We start from the raw sequence: 20,815 nt of genomic DNA on the forward strand, positions 1-20,815 counted from the left end.
CTGCCGGATTCCAATAAAGAGTCTGTATACCAACGTATGATCTCTGAAAGAAATAATATTGCAGCTCAGTATACAGCAGATGGAGATTATCAGTCATCTCTAATCCGTAACGAAACGGATAGGACAGTAAAAGAGACTGTAGCAAAAGCAGAAGCAGAGGCTGAAATGATTAAGGCAGAAGGCGAAGCTCAGTATATGCAGATTCTTAGTAATGCATATAATGACGAGTCCAAAGCGGATTTTTATAACTACGTCCGTTCTCTGGACGCCCTAAAGTCTTCATTAAAAGGTACGAATAAAACAATTATCTTGAATAAAAACAGTGAACTCGCAAGAATTTTGTCCGGAAATTAAAAGGTCCATATCCAAAAGGTCACTGTCTCAATAGGCGCTATACAATGTTCCGAATTTCAAAAAAAGTTTATAAGCTCTAAGGGCTTATAAACCTTTTTTGTAGTTTCATGTTCTGGTAATACAGGCCTGACAAACCGTTTAGTAATTGAAATCAGATAAGCATATTTTTTTTCTTTGGGGCCATTGGCTCCTTATTCTATAAAATTCTCGTATTTTTATGCTGCATTTCAGATTTGGCATTATCAGATGGCGCCAAATGCCATTTTGTTTTCATTGAAAAGAAGGTGATAACGCCCCTATAATTTAGATAGAAAGTTAACACAGGAGGGCAAGAAAGGTGTTTGGCTACGGAAAAAAGAATGAAAAGAAGAATACAGAGCTTCTGGAAATTGGGAATATCCGTTTGAATTGCAGACCAGAAAAAAAGGAGGCTGTAATAAGGGAGGTAGGGCAGCTGCTTTATAAGTGCGGCTGTGTGGAAGAATCCTACATAGAAGCCATGCTTAAACGGGAACTGTCGTTTTCCACCAATATCGGCAATGGAATTGCACTTCCCCATGGCATAGAGGCCGCTAAAAAATCCGTTAAGCGCTCCGGCATTGCAGTTATGGTATTCCCTGAGGGAACAGACTGGGGAGGAGAAAAGGTAAAGCTGGTCATAGGGATTGCAGGGGCAGGAGAGGAGCATCTGGAAATACTCTCAATCATCGCAGAGTGTCTGGCTGATCCGGCTGATGTGGACCGGATTACAAGGTGCAGTGCAGAAGAAATCCTTACCATGTTTACAGGAAAGAGGTGTCTGCAATGATTATTACAGTCACTATGAACCCTGCTATTGATAAAACAGTAGATATTGACCGGTTTGAACGGGGGGATTTAAACAGAATAAAACGTGTGGAGCTGGATGCAGGAGGCAAAGGCATCAACGTTTCCAAGACCATCAAGGAATTGGGCGGAGAAAGCATTGCCATGGGTTTTGTGGGAGGAACCAGCGGTACCATCATCAGACAGGTGCTGGCTGACCATGGAATTCAAACAGATTTCGTGGAAGTAAAAGGGGAGACGAGAACGAATCTGAAGGTGGTGGAGGAAAATGGAGAAGTAACAGAGCTTAATGAACCCGGACCTGAGGTGTCAAAAGAGCAGCTGGAAGATCTTCTTAAAAGGCTGAATGGTTATGCAAAACCTGATACTTTATTTGTACTGGCAGGAAGCATACCGGCAGGCATACCAACGGATATATACCGGAGGATCACGGAAGAAGTTCACCTGAAAGGGGCAAAGGTCTTGTTAGATGCAGACGGCCCGCTGTTTGCTGAATCCTTAAAGGCAGTACCGGATATGTTAAAGCCTAACCGTTCAGAGCTGGAACGTTATTACCAGATGGATTACCGTGCATCTGAGCAGGAGCTGGTTTCCATGGGAGAAAAGCTGCTGGAACATGGATCAGATATGGCTGTGATTTCTCTCGGCCAGATGGGAGCATTATTTTTAACAGGGGATAAACGGTACCGGTGCCCTGGGCTTCGGGTAAAAGCACATTCAACGGTCGGAGCCGGAGATGCCCTGGTAGGGGCCCTGGCTTACGGGTGGAATGAAAAGCTTCCCCTTGAAACATGCATCCGATTATGCATGGGGGCCTCGGCAGGTGCGGTTACCAGCATAGGAACCAAGCCGCCCGGCCGCAGCCTGGTAGATGAATTGATGCAGCAGGCAGAATTGTTGGAAATCCAGAAGTAAATGAAATGAATAAGGTTGGAGGATAGAAAGATGAAAACAAAAGCGGTAAGAATGTATGGCACAGATGATTTAAGGTTAGAGGAGTTTGAACTGCCACAGATTGCTGAAAATGAGGTTCTTGTAAAAATCATGAGCGACAGCATCTGCATGTCTACCTACAAACTGGTAAAACAGGGCAAAAAGCATAAAAGGGCCCCTCAAAATATAGATACCAATCCGGTGATCGTTGGCCATGAGTGCTCAGGACTGATTGTGGAAGTGGGAAAAAAGTGGCAGGATCAGTTTCAGCCGGGACAAAAGTTTTCACTGCAGCCTGCTTTAAACTATATGGGAAAACTGGATTCGCCGGGATATTCCTATGAATTCTGCGGAGGCGCCTGTACATACTGTATTATGCCAAACGAGGTCATGGAACTGGGATGCTTGCTGGAATACACGGGAGAGAGCTTTTTTGAGGCATCCTTAGGTGAACCAATGAGCTGTATCATAGGTGGATTCCATGCCAATTATCACACCAACAAAAGAAATTACGATCATGCCATGGGAACGAAAGTGGACGGAAATATCCTGATCATGGGAGGCTGCGGCCCTATGGGGCTGGGAGCAGTCAGCTATGGTCTTCAGTTTGAGAATAAGCCGAAGAGGATCGTAGTTACGGATATCAGCGATGAGCGGATCGCCAGGGCCAGGGAAGTGATTTCAGAAGAATCCGCAAAGGAGAGAGGAATCGAACTTCTTTATGTAAATACAGATAAGATGGCTGACCCTGTTTCTGATTTAATGGCTGTTACCGGTGGTCATGGCTATGATGATGTGTTTGTATATGTGCCTGTAAAAGAGGTTGCAGAGATGGGAGATAAGCTTCTGGCCTTTGACGGTTGTATGAACTTCTTTGCCGGTCCTTCGGACAGCCGGTTTAAGGCAGAAATAAATCTTTATAACTGCCACTATACAAGTACTCATATTATGGGAACCACCGGTGGTAATACGGATGATTTGATTGAGGCCAATAAGCTTTCGGCAGAAGGAGCCATAGAAGCGGCTGTTATGGTAACTCATGTGGGAGGGATCGACAGCATTGCAGAAGCAACAAAAAATCTGCCTTCCATACCTGGAGGAAAGAAGCTTGCCTATACACAATTTGATATGCCTTTGACAGCCATTGATGATTTTGAAGAACTGGGAAAAACTGATCCTCTGTTTAAAAAGCTCAGTGAATCCTGTAAGGCGCACAAGGATTGTGGAACGGGGAAGCAGAAAAAATTCTCTTTGATCATTTCGGAATAGACCCAAAGGAATTATAAAATATAAAGAAAGACAAATGATCTTGTATGCTGTATCCTTTCACCTGTAGGAAGGATACAGCATTTTTGATTCCCAATGAGGAAATAATAGGATTAGATAAGTCAATATTTACTGGTAAAATTCGGAAATCTTGCGTAAATGCTTTAAATTTTAGAATTGTTTTATAAATTCTCTTGTCCATGTGTGTTATAATACCCCTATGTAATATTAATTTTTTGTTATAATAAAGTTTCAGAGCATGGGAGAGACGAGAAAAGTGAAATTAAGATTGAGAACCGTCTTGTTGTGGCATTTTTGATTATAACGGTGATTCCCCTGATCCTGATCTTTGGAGTGGTGGCAGGACTTAGCAATTACCAGATGAAGGCGTTTCGCAAAGCTATAATTTAACGGAGCAGATCGATCTTCTGTCAAGCAATTCCCTGCAGCTGTTTAACCGTCTGACCTTGACGGAGCAAAGGGAAATCAGCCAGATTCTCCGAAGTGATCCCGGACAGTTTCAGGATTTGGATTATCTGGGAAAGCTTAATGAAAATCTGGTTTCAAAGTATGCTTATATGATCGTCCGAAAGGGAGACTCTCTTTTTTTTGACGGGAACAGTCATATTACCCAGGGTCTTTATAGCCAGCTTCCCAAATTTGAGGAAATAGACACCTCCATTGACGGTGCCATTTATCTGGATGGAGAGACCCAGCATCTGGTAAAGCAGATGGATTTTCTATATCCCGATGGGGATAAGGGGAGCGTGTTCATTGTTTCCAATGTGAACGGCCTTCTTCCTGAAATCAAGGTCATGATGACGGAAATGCTGATGGCCATTATTATGATCATCGTGTTTACCGATGCCATCCTCATGATGTGGGTATACCGGTCCGTGGTAAGTCCTCTGGGACGTCTTCAGATTGCCACCAAGAAAATACGGGATGGAAATCTGGATTTCTCTCTTGAGGTGGAAAATGACGATGAGATCGGACAGCTGTGCCAGGATTTTGAGGAGATGAGGATCCGCCTTAAGGAATCTGCGGAAGAAAAGGTGGAGTATGATAAGGAGAACAAGGAGCTGATCAGCAATATTTCCCATGATCTAAAGACTCCCATCACCGCTATTAAAGGATATGTGGAGGGAATCATGGATGGAGTTGCTTCCTCCCCGGAAAAGCTGGACCGGTATATCCGCACCATCTACAACAAGGCCAATGACATGGATAAGCTGATTGACGAATTGACTTTTTACTCAAAGATTGACACCAATAAGATTCCCTATACCTTTTCCAAGATCAATGTGGCAGGCTATTTCAGGGACTGTGTTGATGAAGTAGGACTTGAGATGGAAGACCGCAGCATTGAGCTGGGATACTTTAATTATGTGGATGAAGATGTGATGGTCATTGCCGACGCAGAGCAGCTTCGCCGGGTCATTAATAATATTGTCAGCAATTCTGTAAAATACATGGATAAGAGGAGCGGTATCATCAATATCCGGATCAAGGATGTGGGAGACTTTATCCAGGTGGAGATTGAGGACAACGGAAAAGGTATTCCGGCAAAGGATCTGCCCAATATTTTTGACCGGTTTTACCGCACTGATTCCTCCAGAAATTCCGCTCAGGGCGGAAGTGGAATCGGTTTGTCTATTGTTAAAAAGATCATTGAGGATCATGGTGGCCGGATCTGGGCTACCAGCAAGGAAGGCATTGGAACGGAGATACATTTTGTTTTGAGAAAATACCAGGAGGTCTTACAGGAATGAGCAGAATTCTGATAGTAGAAGATGAAGAAAGCATTGCAGAGCTGGAGAAGGATTATCTGGAGCTGAGCGGATTTGAGGTTGAGATTGAGAATGACGGAGAAGAAGGACTTCATATGGCACTCCATGAGGACTTTGATCTGGTGATTCTGGATCTCATGCTGCCGGGAGTGGATGGCTTTGAGATATGTCGGAAGGTCAGGGAAGTAAAAAAACACCCCGATTATCATGGTCTCCGCCAAAAAAAGAGGATATCGATAAGATCCGGGGCCTGGGCCTGGGAGCTGATGATTACATCACAAAACCCTTTAGCCCCAGTGAGATGGTTGCCCGGGTAAAGGCTCATCTGGCCCGTTATGAAAGGCTGATCGGAAGCGGAGTGCCGGACAATGAGATCATTGAGATCCGGGGCCTTAAGATCGACAAAACAGCCAGACGGGTATGGGTCAATGGAGAGGAAAAGAACTTTACAACAAAGGAATTTGACTTATTGACCTTCCTGGCCCAGAATCCTAACCACGTTTTTACGAAAGAAGAATTGTTCAATAAAATATGGGATATGGAATCCATTGGCGATATCGCCACGGTTACCGTTCATATTAAGAAGATCAGGGAAAAGATTGAGTTTAATACGGCCAAGCTCAGTATATTGAGACTATTTGGGGAGTTGGGTACCGGTTTAAGGTGTAATCTTGGCATCATTCGAACTCTGGCATAACATAGAATTAGCTGGAAGGTTGAGTATGTCCATCTGAACACAAAGAGAAATCCCGCGTATGCCAGTGCGCGGGATTTCTTTTTGGCTGGCTGTCTTTATGGTTTCAGTCTGGCCATTTGCAGATAAAGCAGCCGGCAGTAAATTTATTTCCCATGAAAAGGAAGGTGTTGGCAGAATGGTGATGAGGATATAAAATATGAAGGAAAAATTATACGAGATACCGTTAAATGACGCCTTGGATGCAGATGACGAGTGCCCGTTCTGCTATCTTGAGAGAAAAGTGGAACAGGAGCTTATGGATTTTGTATTAGGTTCCTGTGCTTCCTATATGGAAAGCGATACAAGAGAAGCCACGGACCGGACAGGCTTTTGCCGGATCCATCAAAAGAAAATGTTTGATTATGGAAATGCCCTGGGAAACGGCTGGATATTAAAGACCTATTATAAGAAACTGATAAAGGAAATGAAGGAGGAATTTAAGGAGTTTGCTCCTGGAAAAACCTCCTTAAAGGACCGGCTTACAGGAAAAACAGGAGATTGCAATTCCATCAGCGCCTGGATCGAAGGGAAGGAAAAGACCTGCTATATATGCGACCGGTTTTCTGAAACCTATGAGCGGTATGTAGCAACCTTTTTCCACTTATATAAAAAGGATCCGGCTTTTCGGGAAAAGCTTGATAAAAGCAAGGGATTCTGCCTTCACCACTTTGCTGATCTGTGCAGCGGAGCGGATAAATATTTAAATGACAGGGAGCGGAAGGAGTTTTATCCTGCCATTTTTCAGATCATGGAGCAAAATATGGAGCGGATATCCGGCGATGTGGACTGGTTCATTGAGAAATTTGATTACTTAAACCGGGATGCGGACTGGAAGCAGTCAAAGGACGCCATTCAGCGCGGGATGCAAAAGCTGCGGGGCGGATACCCGGCAGATACGGTTTATAAACAGCGGTAAGCCTACCGGCTTAACCGCTTAAACTGTCCGGGCGTATAGCCGGTGGTCTGGCGGAAGGTGCGGATAAAGTTGGAATAATCATGAAACCCTGATAAATGGCAGGCCTCTGAAACCGTATGTCCCTGGGTGAGCAGTTCTTTTGCCAGGGCCACACGCTTTACCACGATATACTGGAAAATGCTGCTTTCTGTCTCAGATTTAAATAAGTGACTGATATAGTATTTATCAAGGGAAAGAGCCTGGGAAATAGAATCCAGGGTCATGGGAGTTGTTAAGTTTTTGTCAATATAACGCATGATCGCCTGGGCCCGGTGGGGCTTTGGTGCCATCCCTCCGGGACTTGTTTTTTTGCCAGGCCATATTAATAAGAATAAGGATCTGGATCAATGTGGTCATTGCCGTTAGATCGCTGCCGTAGGAGCAGCGATTTTTTATTGCCTCATGAAGGCTCTGAGCCATGGAAACCAGGCTTCCATATTCCTCTTTTGAAAGCAGGACCAGATTGCCTATGGCAGGTTCCCGGTGGAAACACTCCAAAAGGTTAGTGTCAGGAGTACAGTAAGGGCGGATAAAGGCGGGATTTACGTGAATGACCAGGCGGGTAAAGGCTTCACTTGTGGTGTTAATGGCCTTATGGATCTCCCGGTTGGAAAACAGGATGAGGCTTCCCGGGTTCATATCATAGCAGGAATTTTCCACAAAATACTGGATGTGTCCGTCCATGAGCAGATAGATTTCATGGCTGTTATGCATGTGAAAATCCACATTTCCGGCAATATGGCTGGTGGTAAAATCGCAGCTGAAGGGCTCGGAAAATTCGCTGTAATGGTAAAGGCTTTCCTTTTTCATGGCTTCCTCCTTAAATAGACAATCTATGCATACTTATAGTCAATCTGCGCAAACAAATTGCGTTAAAAACAGTATATAATAAATCTATCACAGAAAGAGGAAAAAGAAAAGAGGAGGCAATCATGGTTCGGGTTGGGATAATCGGCTGCGGAAACATCGGGCGAGTTCACGCATGGTACTGAATGAAATAAAACAGGTCCGGATCTGCGCCCTGGCAGATATCCGCCTGGAACGGGCAGAGGAATATTCGGCCCGCTTTACGGCCGGAAAGGCAAAGGCTTATGAATCCATGGAGAATATGCTTGAAAAGGAAGCGCTTGACGTGGTCCATATCTGCACGCCCCACTACTGCCATGTGCCCATGGCGGCAGCGGCCTTAAAGAAAGGGCTTCATGTATTCATGGAAAAGCCGCCTGCCATAAGCAGAAAGCAGTTTGAAGAGCTATTAATGATTTCCGGCCAGAGCAGTGGAAGGTTAGGCATCTGTTTCCAGAACCGGTATAATGAAACCACAAAAAAAGGTAAATGAGCTTTTGGCCCAGGGGACCCTTGGCAGGATAAAAGGCGGAAGGGCCTTTGTGACCTGGCACAGGGAGGCTCCCTATTACACAGAAAGCGGCTGGAGGGGAAAGCTTGAGACAGAGGGCGGAGGAGCATTGATCAACCAATCCATACACGCTCTGGATCTGCTTCTTTCCTGGCTTGGAAAACCTGTAAGAACGGAAGGCTCTATGAGCAACCACCACCTGAAAAGAATCGTTGAGGTGGAAGATACCCTGGAAGCCTATATGGCTTTTACGGAAGGAGCAGAGCCGGTAAGCGCCAGTTTTTATGCCACCACCGCCTATGCCATGGATGCGCCGGTTTTTTTAGAGCTTGCCTGTGAAAAAGGGTTCATCCGCCTGGAAGGAAATTCTGTCTGGTATCAGACGGAAGGACAGGAGGAGCCTGTGGTATGGAAGGCAAAAAAAGCTTCCCTTCCGGGAAAAACCTATTGGGGCAGCGGACACGAAGCCTGTATCAGGGATTTTTATGATTGTTTGGAAACCGGGAAGGATTATTTCAATGACCTGGCCTCGGTTCAGAATACATTTTATACCATGATGGATATTTATGATTCCGCAAGAAATGAGGGGAGATAGGACATGGACAAGGTAAGACTGGTATTATCGGAATTGGAAACATGGGGAGCGGTCACTTAAAGAATATTCTGGAGGGAAAAGTTCCGGAGATGGAAGTGACTGCGGTGGCGGACCGCCAGGAAGGCAGAAGAACCTGGGCAAAGGAGCATTTGCCGGAGTCGGTTGCTGTTTTTGAGGAGGGAAAGGATCTGATCACGGCAGGTGTATGCGATGGGGTCTTAATTGCGGTGCCTCATTACCAGCATCCTGAACTGACCATTGATGCCATGAACCACGGGCTGCATGTGATGTGTGAAAAGCCGGCCGGAGTTTACACCAGGCAGGTTCGGGAAATGAATGAGGCGGCTAAAAAGAGCGACAAGGTCTTTGGCATGATGTTCAACCAGAGGACCAACTGCATTTACCGGAAAATGCATGAGCTTGTAACCGGTGGGCAGCTGGGAGCCATCAAGCGGGTCAACTGGATCGTAACGGACTGGTACCGTACTCAATCCTATTATGACTCAGGAAGCTGGAGAGCCACCTGGGATGGGGAAGGCGGCGGTGTGCTGCTAAACCAGTGCCCTCACAACATGGATTTACTCCAGTGGATCTGCGGAATGCCAAGTAAGGTACAGGCATTCTGCCACAACGGGAAATGGCATGACATTGAAGTGGAAGATGATGTAACGGCTTATATGGAATATCCAAACGGAGCTACAGGAGTCTTTGTCACCACAACCGCAGATGCGCCGGGAACCAACCGGTTTGAGATCACTTTGGAAATGGGCAAGCTGGTCTGCGAAAATGACAAGCTCATGCTTCATAGGCTGTCGGAAAACGAGCGCACCTTTTGCAAAACGGCAAAGGGCGGGTTTGATACCCCGGAATGCACGGTGACAGAGGTCACGACAGACGGAGAAAATGAACAGCATATAGGAGTTTTAAAGGCATTTGCAGGGAAGATCCTTCATGGTACTCCCCTGATTGCAGAAGGTGTGGAAGGTATTAACGGACTGACCTTATCAAATGCCATGCATTTATCCAGCTGGTTAAAGCAGGAGGTGGAGATTCCATTTGATGAGGACTTATTCCTGGAGGAGCTTAATAAGCGCCGCAGGGAATCCAGGAAAAAAAGAAGGGACCGGCGCGGTATTTGACACAGAAGGAAGCTATTAGGAAATACCCTTGGGATATCCCTGTATGCCCAAAAAGCATGGGCAGTAATGAGGAAATACCCTTGGGATATCCCTGTATGCCCAAAGAGCATGGGCAGTAAAGAGGAAATGGAAAAAGGAGAAATAATTATGTGGGATGGAATTCTATTATCTGGTTTTGCAGATGAAATCGATATGGACTTAGGAAAGCAGATTGAAGTATTAAAGAAGCTGGATATTCATCATGTGGAAATGCGGGGGGTTAACGGGAAGGGCCTGGTAGAGCATTCCATAAATGAAGCAAAGGAAATCAAAAAGCAGCTTGATGAGGCGGGAATCCGTTTATCCTCTGTGGGCTCTCCCATTGGAAAAATAAAATCACCGATGATTTTGCCCCTCACATGGAGCTTTACAAGCATACAGTGGAAATTGCCCATGTGATGGAAGTTCCATACATCCGTATGTTCAGCTTTTTCATGCCTGAGAATGAAAGCTATGCTTCTTACCGTGGAAAGGTCATGGAACAGCTGGGACAGTTTGCTGATTACGCAAAGGCCAGCCAGGCCGTACTTCTTCATGAGAATGAAAAGGATATTTACGGAGATGTGGCGGACCGCTGCCTGGAAATCATGAAGGAATTCTACGGGGAGAATTTTAAGGCAGTTTTCGACTTTGCCAATTTCGTCCAGTGCAGGCAGGACACTCTGGAAGCCTATGAGATGTTAAAGCCGTATATTGCCTACATCCATGTAAAGGATGCCCTGTGGTCTGACGCCAGCGTGGTTCCGGCAGGTATGGGGGATGGACATGTGGAAGAAATATTAAAAATGCTGAAAGCAGAAGGATATCAGGGATTTTTATCTTTAGAGCCTCATTTAAGCGATTTTGCAGGGTTTAATGCCCTGGAGCAGAATGCCGCTCAGAAGAAAAAGATGAGCGGGGAAGAAGCATTTACCATGGCATATGAAGCCTGAGAAAAATATTGGTAAAAATTTAACTATTTAGAACCAGCTAAAAAAGCGTATCCAGTAGTCCGGTCAGACAGGAACTCCTGGATACGCTTTTTCTTGCTGTAAGGACAGGACTCTGTCCTATGGTTCAGGTGCAATCTCAATGACGCAGCCCAATTCCCTGCAGCTGGAACTGAAGGCATCATCGGGCATCTGTTCGGTCAATATGTAATCAAACTGCCCGATATCTCCGAAGGTCATGAGAGATGTGCGCCCAAATTTTGAGGAATCCGCCAGAAGATAATGCTTCTGGCTCTTTTTTAATGCTGTTTTTTTGATGATGTATTCCTCTGCGGAAGCGTTACAGACCCCGGCCTGGAGGGAAATTCCTGTACAGGCCATAAATGCCCGGATAATGTTATAATCTTCTAAATATTCCACACAGGAGCTGCCAACTAAAGATGCGGTATTCCTTTTTAAGGATCCAGGCAGGACGATTACGTTGATGTTGGGATAATTCATGGATTTGTTGACGACCTGGATGCTGTTGGTTATGACTGTAACCGCCGTCAAATGGGTCAGGTGATCCACAATATTCATGGTGGTGGTCCCGCTGTCAATGAATATGATATCCCGCTCACGTACATAGGAAGCGGCAAGTGCGGCGATTCTCTGCTTGCTTTGGGCATTTCTGCCGGCACGTTCATGGAAGGCGATGAGATTCGGGATAGAGGGCGCATTTTCACCTGCAATGACGCTCCATAGACTTTTTCCACGCTGCCCCGGGCGACGAGGATCTCTAAGTCCCGGCGAAGGGTATTTTTCGAAATTTCAAATTCTTCACACAGAACATCATTGGATGCCGCCTTGTGCTCAAGAATATATTGCTCCAGTTGGTCGATTCGGGAAATTCTCATAGTTGTACTCCTTGCTCAGCAGCCTCTTTGGCTTGCTTTGATAATATTATAACAGATGTACAAAAGAATATCAAGAAGTAACCAGTAAATGATCAAAAATAAAAATTTTTTAAAAGATTTTCTTGACCATTTCCGTGATAAGTGCTAAAATATAACCAAAATATCACATAAATGAAATCAAAATGTACCCATAAAGAAAAAAGGAGATAAAAATTCCTTTCACTGATGAAATGATGGTGAAGACAGGAAATGTTAATATTCTGGCCAATGTAATAGAAGAGCAGGGTATTGGGATTGCAGCCCGGATAAAGGAGAAGAAATATGGGATTAGTAAAAATGAAGGAATTGCTGAATCAGGCATCAGAAAAAAACTGGGCGGTTGGAGCTTCAGCGTGGGAAACCTTGAGATGGTGAAGGGAGCTGTAAAGGCAGCAGAAGATATGAATACCCCCATTATCTTACAGATCGCGGAAGTACGTCTCCCTCACTCCCCCTGATTCTGATGGGGCCCATGATGGTGGAGGCAGCGAAGAACGCAAAGGTCGATATTGCAGTTCATCTTGATCACGGCAAGACCATTCAGGTGCTAAAACAGGCTCTGGGCTACGGGTTCACCTCTGTAATGATGGATAGTTCCCATCTTCTTTGAAGAGAATATGGCAAAGACCCTGGAGGCAGCCAATCTTGCCAGGGAATATGGAGCAACAATAGAAGCAGAGCTTGGCCTGGTGGGCGGCAGCGAAGATGGGAGCACGGATATGGGAATCCTCTGTACCAATCCTGACGATGCCAGAACTTTCTGCGAGAGGACCGGCGTGGATGCACTGGCCGTAGCAATCGGCAATGCCCACGGAAATTATCCGGTGGCTCCCAGACTGGCCTTTGATGTTCTGGAAGCCATTGATCAGAAGACCGATGTACCTCTGGTTCTTCACGGCGGAACCGGAATCACTCCAGAAGATTTCCGCAAAGCCATAGGCCTTGGAATCCGGAAGATCAACATTGCCACAGCCAGCTTTGACAGTCTTACGAAAGAAGCGGTAAAGTATCTGGAATCTGAAGGAAATCATGATTATTTTGGATTGAATGAAGCTATGGTACGGGGAGTGTATGAGAATGTAATAAAGCATATCCGGATTTTTAATTGTAAGGAGCCGTTAACGTAAATCATTTTGATATAATCATTGGTTCTATGTAAAAAAACTATAATAATAAAACCTCTTAAAGCACCCGTTTTTTTATAACGTTTTGTGTTTTGAGCAAAAGAAAGGAATGGATTTAACTATGGGAGAAGTAAAAAAAATTAAAGTATCTTGTGAATGGTCAATGGAAGGAATCAAAGACGGAAAAGTATTCGGATGCCTACGATCCCAGTACCGGCGAAGTAATTGCCAAGGTACCATGCTGTACTCCGGCAGAAGTGGAAGAAGCTGTGGAGGCAGCCAAAGCAGCATTTCCGTCCTGGTCAGCTACCCCTGTAATAAAAAGAGTTCAGGTACTGTATAAGCTCAGAGATTTACTCATCGAGCATATGGATGAACTTACCATGCTTGTGGCAAAGGAAAACGGTAAAAACTGGGAAGAGGCTCAGGGCGATGTACTGAAAGCCAAAGAAGCTACCGAACAGGCCATAAGTGCTCCGTCACTGATGATGGGAGACAGCCTGATGGATGCTTCCACCGGATTTGATACAGTACTGTATCGTATGCCTCTGGGAGTATTTGCCGGCATCGTTCCATTCAATTTCCCTGCAATGATACCTATGGGCTGGATGACCCCCATGTGTATCGCTTGCGGCAACACCATAGTACTTAAAGCTGCATCCTTTACCCCTCAGACCTGTATGCGTATCGCTGAACTGTATAAAGAAGCAGGACTGCCGGACGGCGTTATTAATATTGTTACCTGCTCCAGAAACGAAGCAGAGATTCTTCTCACTCATCCCGACATCAAAGGAATCAGCTTCGTAGGTTCCACATCTGTAGGCAAGCATATCTACTCCACTGCTGCAGCTACGGGTAAGCGGGTTCAGGCGCTCTGCGAAGCGAAGAACCATGCCCTGGTTTTAAATGATGCTCCGGTCAAGCGGGTAGCAGCAGGCATCATCAACTCTGCGTTCGGATGTGCAGGAGAAAGATGTATGCTCTGCCCGTTGTGGTAGTACAGGAGGGAATCGCCGATGCCCTTGTAGCGGAGTTAACCGCTCAGGCTAAGACTCTTAAAGTGGGCCCTGCGTATGATAAGAGTACAAAACTCGGTCCGGTGGTAAATAAGGCTCATAGAGATTCCATCGTAAAGTGGATCGAGACAGGATTGGAAGAAGGCGCAGAGCTTGTGCTGGACGGACGCAACATCGTAGTCGAAGGCAGCGAAGGTGGCTTTTATTTAGGGCCGACCATATTTGACCATGTGACTGCCGGCATGAGCGTAGGAGATAAAGAAATCTTCGGACCGGTTCTGTGCATTAAGAGAGTGAAGACTTTTGAAGAGGGATTGGAGATAATGAATGCCAACCCATTTGCAAATGGCTCTGTTATCTTTACACAAAACGGTCACTATGCCAGAGAGTTCGCCAGACACACCGATGGCGGTATGATCGGTATCAATGTAGGCATTCCGGTTCCAGTGGGCATGTTTCCTTTTAATGGAAAGAAACTGTCATTCATCGGAGATCTGCACTGTTTAGGTAAAGATGGCTATAGATTCTTCACGGAAAACAAGGTTGTCACCAGCAGATGGTTCGACGAAGAAACCGGAGAGTCTACAACCGTGAATACCTGGGATGGCACAATCTAAAATGCCATCCAAAGATATATAAAAACGCCCTGCAAGGTGGTTGAAACCTTGCAGTGTGTTTTTCGTTCTAAGGAATAACCGCCAATCTGACATATGTTAAGAGAAATGACGGGAGCCGGATTCAAAAGCTGACCGGAAAAGTTCAATATGGAACAGAGCTCACGGGGAGAAAATAAAAACAATGGCACACAAAACGATGGGAGAGATGGGACGATGGAATATGTAAAATTTGATGAAACCAGAGAGATGGACTTAATTCTTCTTGGAAGGGTGGCAATTGATTTTAATCCGGCTTACAACGAGTATGTAAAAGAAGAATTCAAGCCGTTAAAAAAGGTGCACATGTTTGAAAAGTTTGTGGGCGGTTCTCCGGCTAACATCGCCGTAGGTGTGACCAGACATAACATGAGGGCGGGATTCATCGGGAAAGTATCAGATGACCAGTTCGGTGAATTTGTCGTAGATTATTTCAATGACCAGGGAATCGATACTTCTCATATTACAAAATGCAAAAATGGAGAAAAGCTGGGACTGACCTTTACAGAAATGCTCTCTTCCAGTGACAGCAATATCCTGATGTACCGGAACTGCATTGCTGACTTACAGCTGGATGTAGAAGATATAGACGAAGCGTATATCAAAAAGGCAAAAGCAATTTTGATATCAGGTACGGCGCTTGCACAAAGCCCGTCAAGAGAGGCAGCCCTTAAGGCAGTCATGCTGGCCAAGAGAAACGATGTCAGAATTATCTTTGATATCGATTACAGAGCATATAACTGGAAAAATACGGATGAGATATCTATTTACTACTCCGCAGTTGCCAAAGAAGCCGATATTATTATGGGCTCAAGAGAAGAATTTGACTTAACGGAAAAACTGATCAAACCGGGCATGACAGATAAAGAAAGTGCGGCTCTGTGGCAGAGCTATCATGCCAGGATCGTGGTCATCAAGCACGGAATGAAAGGGTCTACCGCATATACTCATGACGGACAGTCATTTTCCATCAAACCGTTCCCGGTAGAGGCCAGAAAAGGATTTGGCGGCGGCGACGGATATGGTTCAGGCTTCCTTTATGGCCTGTATCAGGGCTGGGATATCATAGATTGTCTGGAGTTTGGTTCGGCAGAGGCCTCTATGATGGTAAAGAGCAATAACTGTTCGGATTCCCTGCCCACACCAGAAGAAGTGCATGCATTTATAAAAGAAGAAAAAGAGAAATTTGGTGAAATGATTGCCCGTGTATAAAATATAAAGGAGAGCGGAATATGTCAAAAACAATAAGGATGACAACAGCACAGGCACTTGTGAAGTTCCTGGATAATCAATATGTTTCTGCCGATGGAGTGGAAACAAAGTTTGTTGAAGGTGTTTTTACTATTTTCGGTCATGGAATCGCGGTTGGTTTAGGAGAGGCTCTGGATACGGACCCCGGGCAGCTTAAGGTGCTTCAGGGAAGAAATGAGCAGGGAATGTGCCATGCTGCCATAGCCTTTTCAAAGCAGAATAACCGGAAGAAAATTATTCCATGTGCTTCATCTGTGGGACCGGGTGCGGCCAATATGGTAACAGCCTGTGCAACCGCAACGGTAAATAACATTCCGCTTCTGGTATTTCCGGCGGATACCTTTGCCTCCAGACAGCCTGATCCGGTATTGCAGCAGCTGGAACAAAGCGGCAGCCTTGCCACCACAACCAATGATGCCTTTAAACCAGTGTGCAAATACTGGGACAGGATCACCAGACCGGAAATGATCATGAGCGCTTTGATCAATGCCATGCGTGTACTGACGGACCCGGCGGAAACCGGAGCATGCTGCATTGCCATCTGCCAGGATGTAGAAGGGGAATCCTATGATTATCCCGATTACTTCTTTAAGAAACGAGTTCACAGGATTACCAGGCCTCTGGCGGTAGAGGAAGAACTGGCTGAGATCGCAGATATCCTTGCAGAGGCAAAGAAACCGCTTGTAATCGTAGGCGGAGGAGTCCGCTACTCTGATGCCGGAGAAACCGTAGAAAAATTCTGTGAGGAATTTAAGATACCCTTTGGAGAAACTCAGGGAGGGAAGAGTGCCTGTAAATCAAGCCATCCCTATTGTCTTGGCGGAATCGGAGTTACCGGTACCTATGCCTCCAATGTGATCGCAAAGGATGCAGATGTGGTAATCGCCATCGGAACCAGGCTGAGCGATTTTACAACAAGCTCAAAGTGGCTGTTTAAAAAGGAAGATGTAAGATTTATTACCATCAATAACAGCAGATTCCATGCTTACAAGATGGATGCAGTCAAAGCAGTCGGGGATGCAAAGGTAACCGTTCTGGCGCTGGCGGAAAAGCTTAAGGAAAGACAGTACGTGTCTCAGTACAAAAACGAGATTGCCGATGCAAAAAGAAAATGGGATGAAGAGATGGTGCGTTTGGGCAGCATTGAATACACAGGAGATGACTTTGAGCCTAACATTAAAGCACGGGATCCCAGGACTATCCCGGAATTTGTCCGCTTAACTGGCGGAAGAATCACCCAGACAGCCGCACTTTCAGCAATCAGAAGAGTCATTGATGAAGATGCTACCATTATTACGGCAGGGGGCTCTCTTCCAAGCTGTATGCAGCGTATGTGGACAACCGACAAACGGGGCGGATACCATGCGGAGTACGGGTATTCCTGTATGGGGTATGAAGTGGCAGCCACGCTGGGTGTTAAATTTGCAGAGCCGGATAACGAGGTTTACTGTGTTGTGGGTGACTCCAGCTTTCAGATGCTTCACAGTGAGATCATGACCATTATGCAGGAAAGGCAAAAGGTCAATATTCTGATATTTGATAACTGTGGCTTTGGCTGCATCAATAATCTGGAAATGAACCATGGAATCGGAAGCCTTGCCACAGAATTCCGCTATACAGACGGGAAAAAGCCAACAGGAGATTTAATTCCCGTTGATTACGCAAAAATCGGGGAAGGCTATGGACTGAAAGCTTATACCTGCAGAACCGTTAAAGAACTGGAAGAGGCTCTGGAAGATGCCAAAGGACAGGAAAGGGCCTGCCTGTTTGATTTAAAGGTGATTCCTAAAACCATGTCGGATGGGTATGAATCCTGGTGGAACGTAGGAATTGCTACAACCTCTGAAAAGAACAGCGTGAGGGAAGCGTGTGAAAGAGTCATGGAAGGAAGAAACGGAGCCAGAAGGTATTGATTATTGGCCAGCTTACTAAGAAAATATCCGCTGTAAAAAAGGCGGTATAAAAATATGATAATCCAGGGGGATTCAAACATGTTAAACAAGGAGAAAGTAAAATTAGGAATCGCACCAATCGCATGGACTAACGATGATCTGCCAGATCTGGGAAAGGAAAATACCTTTGAACAGTGTGTCAGCGAAATGGCCCTTGCAGGCTTTACCGGTTCCGAGGTGGGCAACAAATATCCAAGAGATGTGGAAGTATTAAAGAAGGCTTTGGACCTTCGGGGCGTGGAAATCTGCAACGCCTGGTTTTCCACCTTCCTGATCAGCAAGCCTTATGAGGAGACGGAAGAAGGATTTGAAAAGCATGTGGCGTTCCTGGCAGCTATGGGTGCCAAGGTCGTAGGTGTTTCCGAGCAGAGCTACAGCATACAGGGGATTCAGGATCAGCCGGTGTTCGAAGGAAAGCATGAGATGGATGACAGGGAATGGAATCTGCTGTGTGAGGGCTTAAACCGCCTTGGAAAGCTTTCCAAAGAAAAATACGGGGTGACTTTAACCTTCCATCACCACATGGGGACCGTTGTACAGAACGCGGCGGAGGTGGAACGCATGATGGCGGGCACGGATCCGGAATATGTAAACCTTCTGTTTGACAGCGGCCATTTTGCATACTGCGGCGAGGATCCGGTGGCAATGGTAGAAAAATATGTGGGACGTATCAAACATGTGCATTTAAAGGATATCCGTCCAGAAGTTGTAAAAAGGGTGAGAGAAGAGAGGATGAGCTTCCTGGCAGGGGTTCGGGCAGGCGCATTCACCATTCCGGGAGACGGCTGCATTGACTTTGATCCGATTTTCAAGGTGCTGGAGGAAGCTTCCTATGAGGGATACATGGTAGTAGAGGCAGAGCAGGACCCTGCAAAGGCAAATCCTCTGGAATATGCTATCCAGGCAAGAAAGTTCATCGCTGAAAAAAACCGGTCTTTAAGATAAAAAAAGAGAAGGGAAAAGAAAATTATGGTAACTGTAGGAATTATTGGAGCAGGAAGAATCGGCAAGGTACATACCACCAGCATTTGCAACCTTGTAAAAAAATGGGAAGATCAAGACCATTGCCGATCCATTTATGAATGAGGAAACAGACGAATGGGCAAGAAACATGGGAGTTGCCAATACAACAAAGGATTACAGGGAAATTTTAGAGGACCCGGAGATTGATGCGGTTTTGATCTGCTCCTCCACCAACACTCATTCCCCTATTTCCGTTGAGGCCATTAAGGCAGGAAAGCATGTATTCTGTGAAAAGCCCATTGATCACGACATTGAAAAGATCAAGGAAGTTATGGAAGCCTTAAAGGGCAGTAAGATTAAATATCAGGTAGGCTTTAACCGCCGCTTTGACCACAACTTTGAAGCAGTGAGAAATGCGGTTGCAGCCGGAAAAATCGGAGAGCCACACATCATCAAAGTGACCTCCAGAGATCCGGAGCCCCCAAGCGCTGAATATGCAGCAGTATCCGGCGGCATGTTCTTGGATATGACCATTCATGACTTTGATATGGTCCGCTTCTTGGCAGGCTGCGATGCGGAGGAAATCTACGTTCAGTCCGCAGTACTTGTGGATCCGGCCATCGGAGAAGCAGGAGATGTGGATACCGCAGTTATCACTCTGAAGATGGAGAACGGAAGCCTGGCAGTTATTGATAATTCCAGAAGGGCAGCTTACGGCTATGACCAGAGAGCAGAAGTATTCGGCTCCAAGGGAATGGTGGCAACCTCCAATGATACCGAATCCAGCGCAGTATTAAGTACTGCCGATGGCGTTACCGGAGAAAAGCCCCTTTACTTCTTCTTAGAGCGTTATATGCAGTCCTTTGCAAAGGAAGTGAACTGCTTCATCGAAGCCATTGAGAATGATAACGATACCCCTCTTGGTGTAGAGGATGGATTAAAGCCTGTATTAATGGGCATCGCCGCCAAAAAATCCGTACAGGAGCACAGACCTGTAAAGATTTCTGAAATATTGATGTAATGAGCGTAAGAGCGCGCAAGAGAGCGAAGGTGAGCTTGCACATCGGTGTGAGCGGCGAATGCTGATCATGAACTGCAGGTTCATGATACAGGCTACAGATGGAGAAAGGAGCTGCCATGAGCGAATTATTCAGTTATCCGGAATTTGATCCCCAAGGAATAAAACTCCTCACCAAAGCAGGAGATGGGGAAAATGATATGTTAATGGACATTGCCGTCTATGAGATGAAGGCGGGGGAGGAACGGTCCTTTTCCAGTGGGTCGGATGAGATGGCGGTCCTTCTCCTTACCGGAGAGATATCATTTTCCTGGGAAGAAAAGAAGGAGTGGGGAAAACGGAGCAGCCTGATGGAAGAAGGACCATACTGCCTTCATGTTTCAAAGGGTGTTTTGGTCAGCATAGGGGCAAAAGAGGACAGTCAGATCCTGGTTCAGCGAACCGAAAATGACAAGGCATTTAACAGCGTTTTCTATAGACCCCAGGACTGTACCAATGATATTTTTGGGGAAGGGCTTTTGGAAAACAAGATGAAGCGGACGGTCCGCACCATCTTTGACTACAATAATGCTCCCTATTCCAATATGGTAAACGGAGAAGTCATCACTCATCAGGCGGGTGGTCCAGCTACACTCCTCATGACCATCCCCAGCCTGAGGTTTATTACTACCGCTTTGAACGGCCTGAGGGCTTTGGCGCCTGCTTCATTGGGGAAGATGTCTTTAAGATCAAGGATGGAAGCTGTGCTGCCATTACCGGCGGCAGGACTCATCCTCAGGTGACTGCACCTGGTTTCCCCATGTACTATTGCTGGATGATCCGGCACCTTCCGGGCAATCCATGGACAACACGGGTAGATGACCCAAGATATAATTGGATCAAGGAATTAAAATAACTTGATTCTGGTGGCCTATACGCACAAAAATTATAGGATTGGATAGCGCTTTTTTTACCTTGATACGATCAACCTCATTTTTAATGTGAA

At 45.7% G+C, this 20,815-nt stretch carries 18 protein-coding genes and 5 pseudogenes; 19 read left to right on the forward strand and 4 right to left on the reverse strand.

Translation table 11 applies throughout. From position 1 onward, the window contains the following. The first annotated feature begins 36 nt into the window (after nt 1–36). From JCM10519_RS26910 to JCM10519_RS06195, 7 genes and pseudogenes are all read left to right on the forward strand, one after another. The gene (locus JCM10519_RS26910; RefSeq protein ID WP_347843297.1) at nt 37–354 is read left to right on the forward strand and encodes a hypothetical protein; all 318 of its coding nucleotides are present in this window, start codon (nt 37–39) and stop codon (nt 352–354) included. Nucleotides 355–691: 337 nt separating this feature from the next. Beyond that, on the forward strand, nt 692–1,162 hold the full coding sequence (locus JCM10519_RS06170; RefSeq protein ID WP_054738291.1) for a PTS sugar transporter subunit IIA: 471 nt from the start codon (nt 692–694) through the stop codon (nt 1,160–1,162). Next, the gene (pfkB, locus tag JCM10519_RS06175) at nt 1,159–2,094 is read left to right on the forward strand and encodes a 1-phosphofructokinase (RefSeq protein ID WP_054738292.1); all 936 of its coding nucleotides are present in this window, start codon (nt 1,159–1,161) and stop codon (nt 2,092–2,094) included. Before JCM10519_RS06170 ends, pfkB begins: the two co-directional genes overlap by 4 nt. Nucleotides 2,095–2,124: 30 nt before the next feature. Beyond that, the gene (locus tag JCM10519_RS06180) at nt 2,125–3,381 is read left to right on the forward strand and encodes a zinc-binding dehydrogenase (RefSeq protein WP_347843298.1); all 1,257 of its coding nucleotides are present in this window, start codon (nt 2,125–2,127) and stop codon (nt 3,379–3,381) included. A gap of 464 nt (nt 3,382–3,845) precedes the next feature. Beyond that, entirely contained in the window at nt 3,846–5,150 is a 1,305-nt protein-coding gene (locus tag JCM10519_RS06185; protein WP_347843299.1) for a HAMP domain-containing sensor histidine kinase, read from the forward strand. After that, nucleotides 5,147–5,837: pseudogene (locus JCM10519_RS06190) on the forward strand (response regulator transcription factor). Before JCM10519_RS06185 ends, JCM10519_RS06190 begins: the two are co-directional and overlap by 4 nt. Nucleotides 5,838–6,061: 224 nt before the next feature. Next, entirely contained in the window at nt 6,062–6,820 is a 759-nt protein-coding gene (locus tag JCM10519_RS06195; protein ID WP_054738293.1) for a DUF6062 family protein, read from the forward strand. Nucleotides 6,821–6,822: 2 nt separating this feature from the next. Here JCM10519_RS06195 and JCM10519_RS06200 read toward each other — a convergent pair whose 3' ends face one another. Continuing rightward, nucleotides 6,823–7,116: a helix-turn-helix domain-containing protein gene (locus JCM10519_RS06200; protein WP_054738294.1), complete on the reverse strand. Its 294-nt coding sequence runs from the start codon at nt 7,114–7,116 to the stop codon at nt 6,823–6,825. After that, nucleotides 7,103–7,669, reverse strand: a complete 567-nt coding sequence (locus JCM10519_RS06205; protein WP_054738295.1) for an AraC family ligand binding domain-containing protein — start codon at nt 7,667–7,669, stop codon at nt 7,103–7,105. Before JCM10519_RS06205 ends, JCM10519_RS06200 begins: the two co-directional genes overlap by 14 nt. A gap of 172 nt (nt 7,670–7,841) precedes the next feature. Here JCM10519_RS06205 and JCM10519_RS06210 point away from each other — a divergent pair, with 172 nt between their 5' ends. The 5 genes from JCM10519_RS06210 to JCM10519_RS06225 all read left to right on the forward strand — a co-directional run bounded on the left by JCM10519_RS06210 (nt 7,842) and on the right by JCM10519_RS06225 (nt 10,921). After that, complete coding sequence (locus tag JCM10519_RS06210; RefSeq protein ID WP_054738296.1) at nt 7,842–8,198, forward strand: Gfo/Idh/MocA family oxidoreductase; 357 nt, start codon at nt 7,842–7,844, stop codon at nt 8,196–8,198. After that, entirely contained in the window at nt 8,173–8,811 is a 639-nt protein-coding gene (locus JCM10519_RS06215; RefSeq protein WP_054738297.1) for a Gfo/Idh/MocA family oxidoreductase, read from the forward strand. Before JCM10519_RS06210 ends, JCM10519_RS06215 begins: the two co-directional genes overlap by 26 nt. Before the next feature lie 41 nt (nt 8,812–8,852). Continuing rightward, the gene (locus JCM10519_RS06220) at nt 8,853–9,950 is read left to right on the forward strand and encodes a Gfo/Idh/MocA family oxidoreductase (RefSeq protein WP_347843300.1); all 1,098 of its coding nucleotides are present in this window, start codon (nt 8,853–8,855) and stop codon (nt 9,948–9,950) included. A 147-nt stretch (nt 9,951–10,097) separates the two neighbouring features. Beyond that, entirely contained in the window at nt 10,098–10,388 is a 291-nt protein-coding gene (locus JCM10519_RS26915; protein WP_347843301.1) for a hypothetical protein, read from the forward strand. After that, nucleotides 10,370–10,921 (forward strand): sugar phosphate isomerase/epimerase, encoded by a 552-nt coding sequence (locus JCM10519_RS06225; RefSeq protein WP_347843302.1) that lies wholly within the window; start codon nt 10,370–10,372, stop codon nt 10,919–10,921. Before JCM10519_RS26915 ends, JCM10519_RS06225 begins: the two co-directional genes overlap by 19 nt. A 117-nt stretch (nt 10,922–11,038) precedes the next feature. Here the strand turns inward: JCM10519_RS06225 and JCM10519_RS06230 are convergent, their stop codons facing one another. Both JCM10519_RS06230 and JCM10519_RS06235 read right to left on the reverse strand, forming a co-directional pair. Continuing rightward, nucleotides 11,039–11,566: a hypothetical protein gene (locus tag JCM10519_RS06230; RefSeq protein WP_347843472.1), complete on the reverse strand. Its 528-nt coding sequence runs from the start codon at nt 11,564–11,566 to the stop codon at nt 11,039–11,041. After that, entirely contained in the window at nt 11,494–11,814 is a 321-nt protein-coding gene (locus tag JCM10519_RS06235) for a DeoR family transcriptional regulator (RefSeq protein ID WP_054738299.1), read from the reverse strand. Before JCM10519_RS06235 ends, JCM10519_RS06230 begins: the two co-directional genes overlap by 73 nt. Nucleotides 11,815–12,135: 321 nt before the next feature. Between JCM10519_RS06235 and JCM10519_RS06240 the strand changes: the two are divergent. From JCM10519_RS06240 to JCM10519_RS06270, 7 genes and pseudogenes are all read left to right on the forward strand, one after another. Further along, nucleotides 12,136–12,980, forward strand: a pseudogene (locus tag JCM10519_RS06240) (class II fructose-bisphosphate aldolase). A 149-nt stretch (nt 12,981–13,129) separates the two neighbouring features. Further along, a pseudogene (locus JCM10519_RS06245) lies at nt 13,130–14,610 on the forward strand (CoA-acylating methylmalonate-semialdehyde dehydrogenase). A 213-nt stretch (nt 14,611–14,823) separates the two neighbouring features. Further along, the gene (iolC, locus tag JCM10519_RS06250; RefSeq protein ID WP_054738300.1) at nt 14,824–15,858 is read left to right on the forward strand and encodes a 5-dehydro-2-deoxygluconokinase; all 1,035 of its coding nucleotides are present in this window, start codon (nt 14,824–14,826) and stop codon (nt 15,856–15,858) included. A 20-nt stretch (nt 15,859–15,878) separates the two neighbouring features. Next, nucleotides 15,879–17,810, forward strand: coding sequence for a 3D-(3,5/4)-trihydroxycyclohexane-1,2-dione acylhydrolase (decyclizing) (iolD, locus tag JCM10519_RS06255; RefSeq protein ID WP_054738301.1), 1,932 nt, complete (start codon nt 15,879–15,881; stop codon nt 17,808–17,810). A 78-nt stretch (nt 17,811–17,888) separates the two neighbouring features. Continuing rightward, nucleotides 17,889–18,794, forward strand: coding sequence for a myo-inosose-2 dehydratase (gene iolE / locus JCM10519_RS06260; protein ID WP_054738459.1), 906 nt, complete (start codon nt 17,889–17,891; stop codon nt 18,792–18,794). Nucleotides 18,795–18,818: 24 nt separating this feature from the next. Beyond that, nucleotides 18,819–19,833: pseudogene (gene iolG, locus JCM10519_RS06265) on the forward strand (inositol 2-dehydrogenase). A gap of 224 nt (nt 19,834–20,057) precedes the next feature. Further along, nucleotides 20,058–20,725, forward strand: a pseudogene (locus JCM10519_RS06270) (5-deoxy-glucuronate isomerase). The last annotated feature ends 90 nt before the right edge of the window (nt 20,726–20,815 follow it).

The organism is Clostridium sp. NkU-1 (assembly GCA_001312405.1).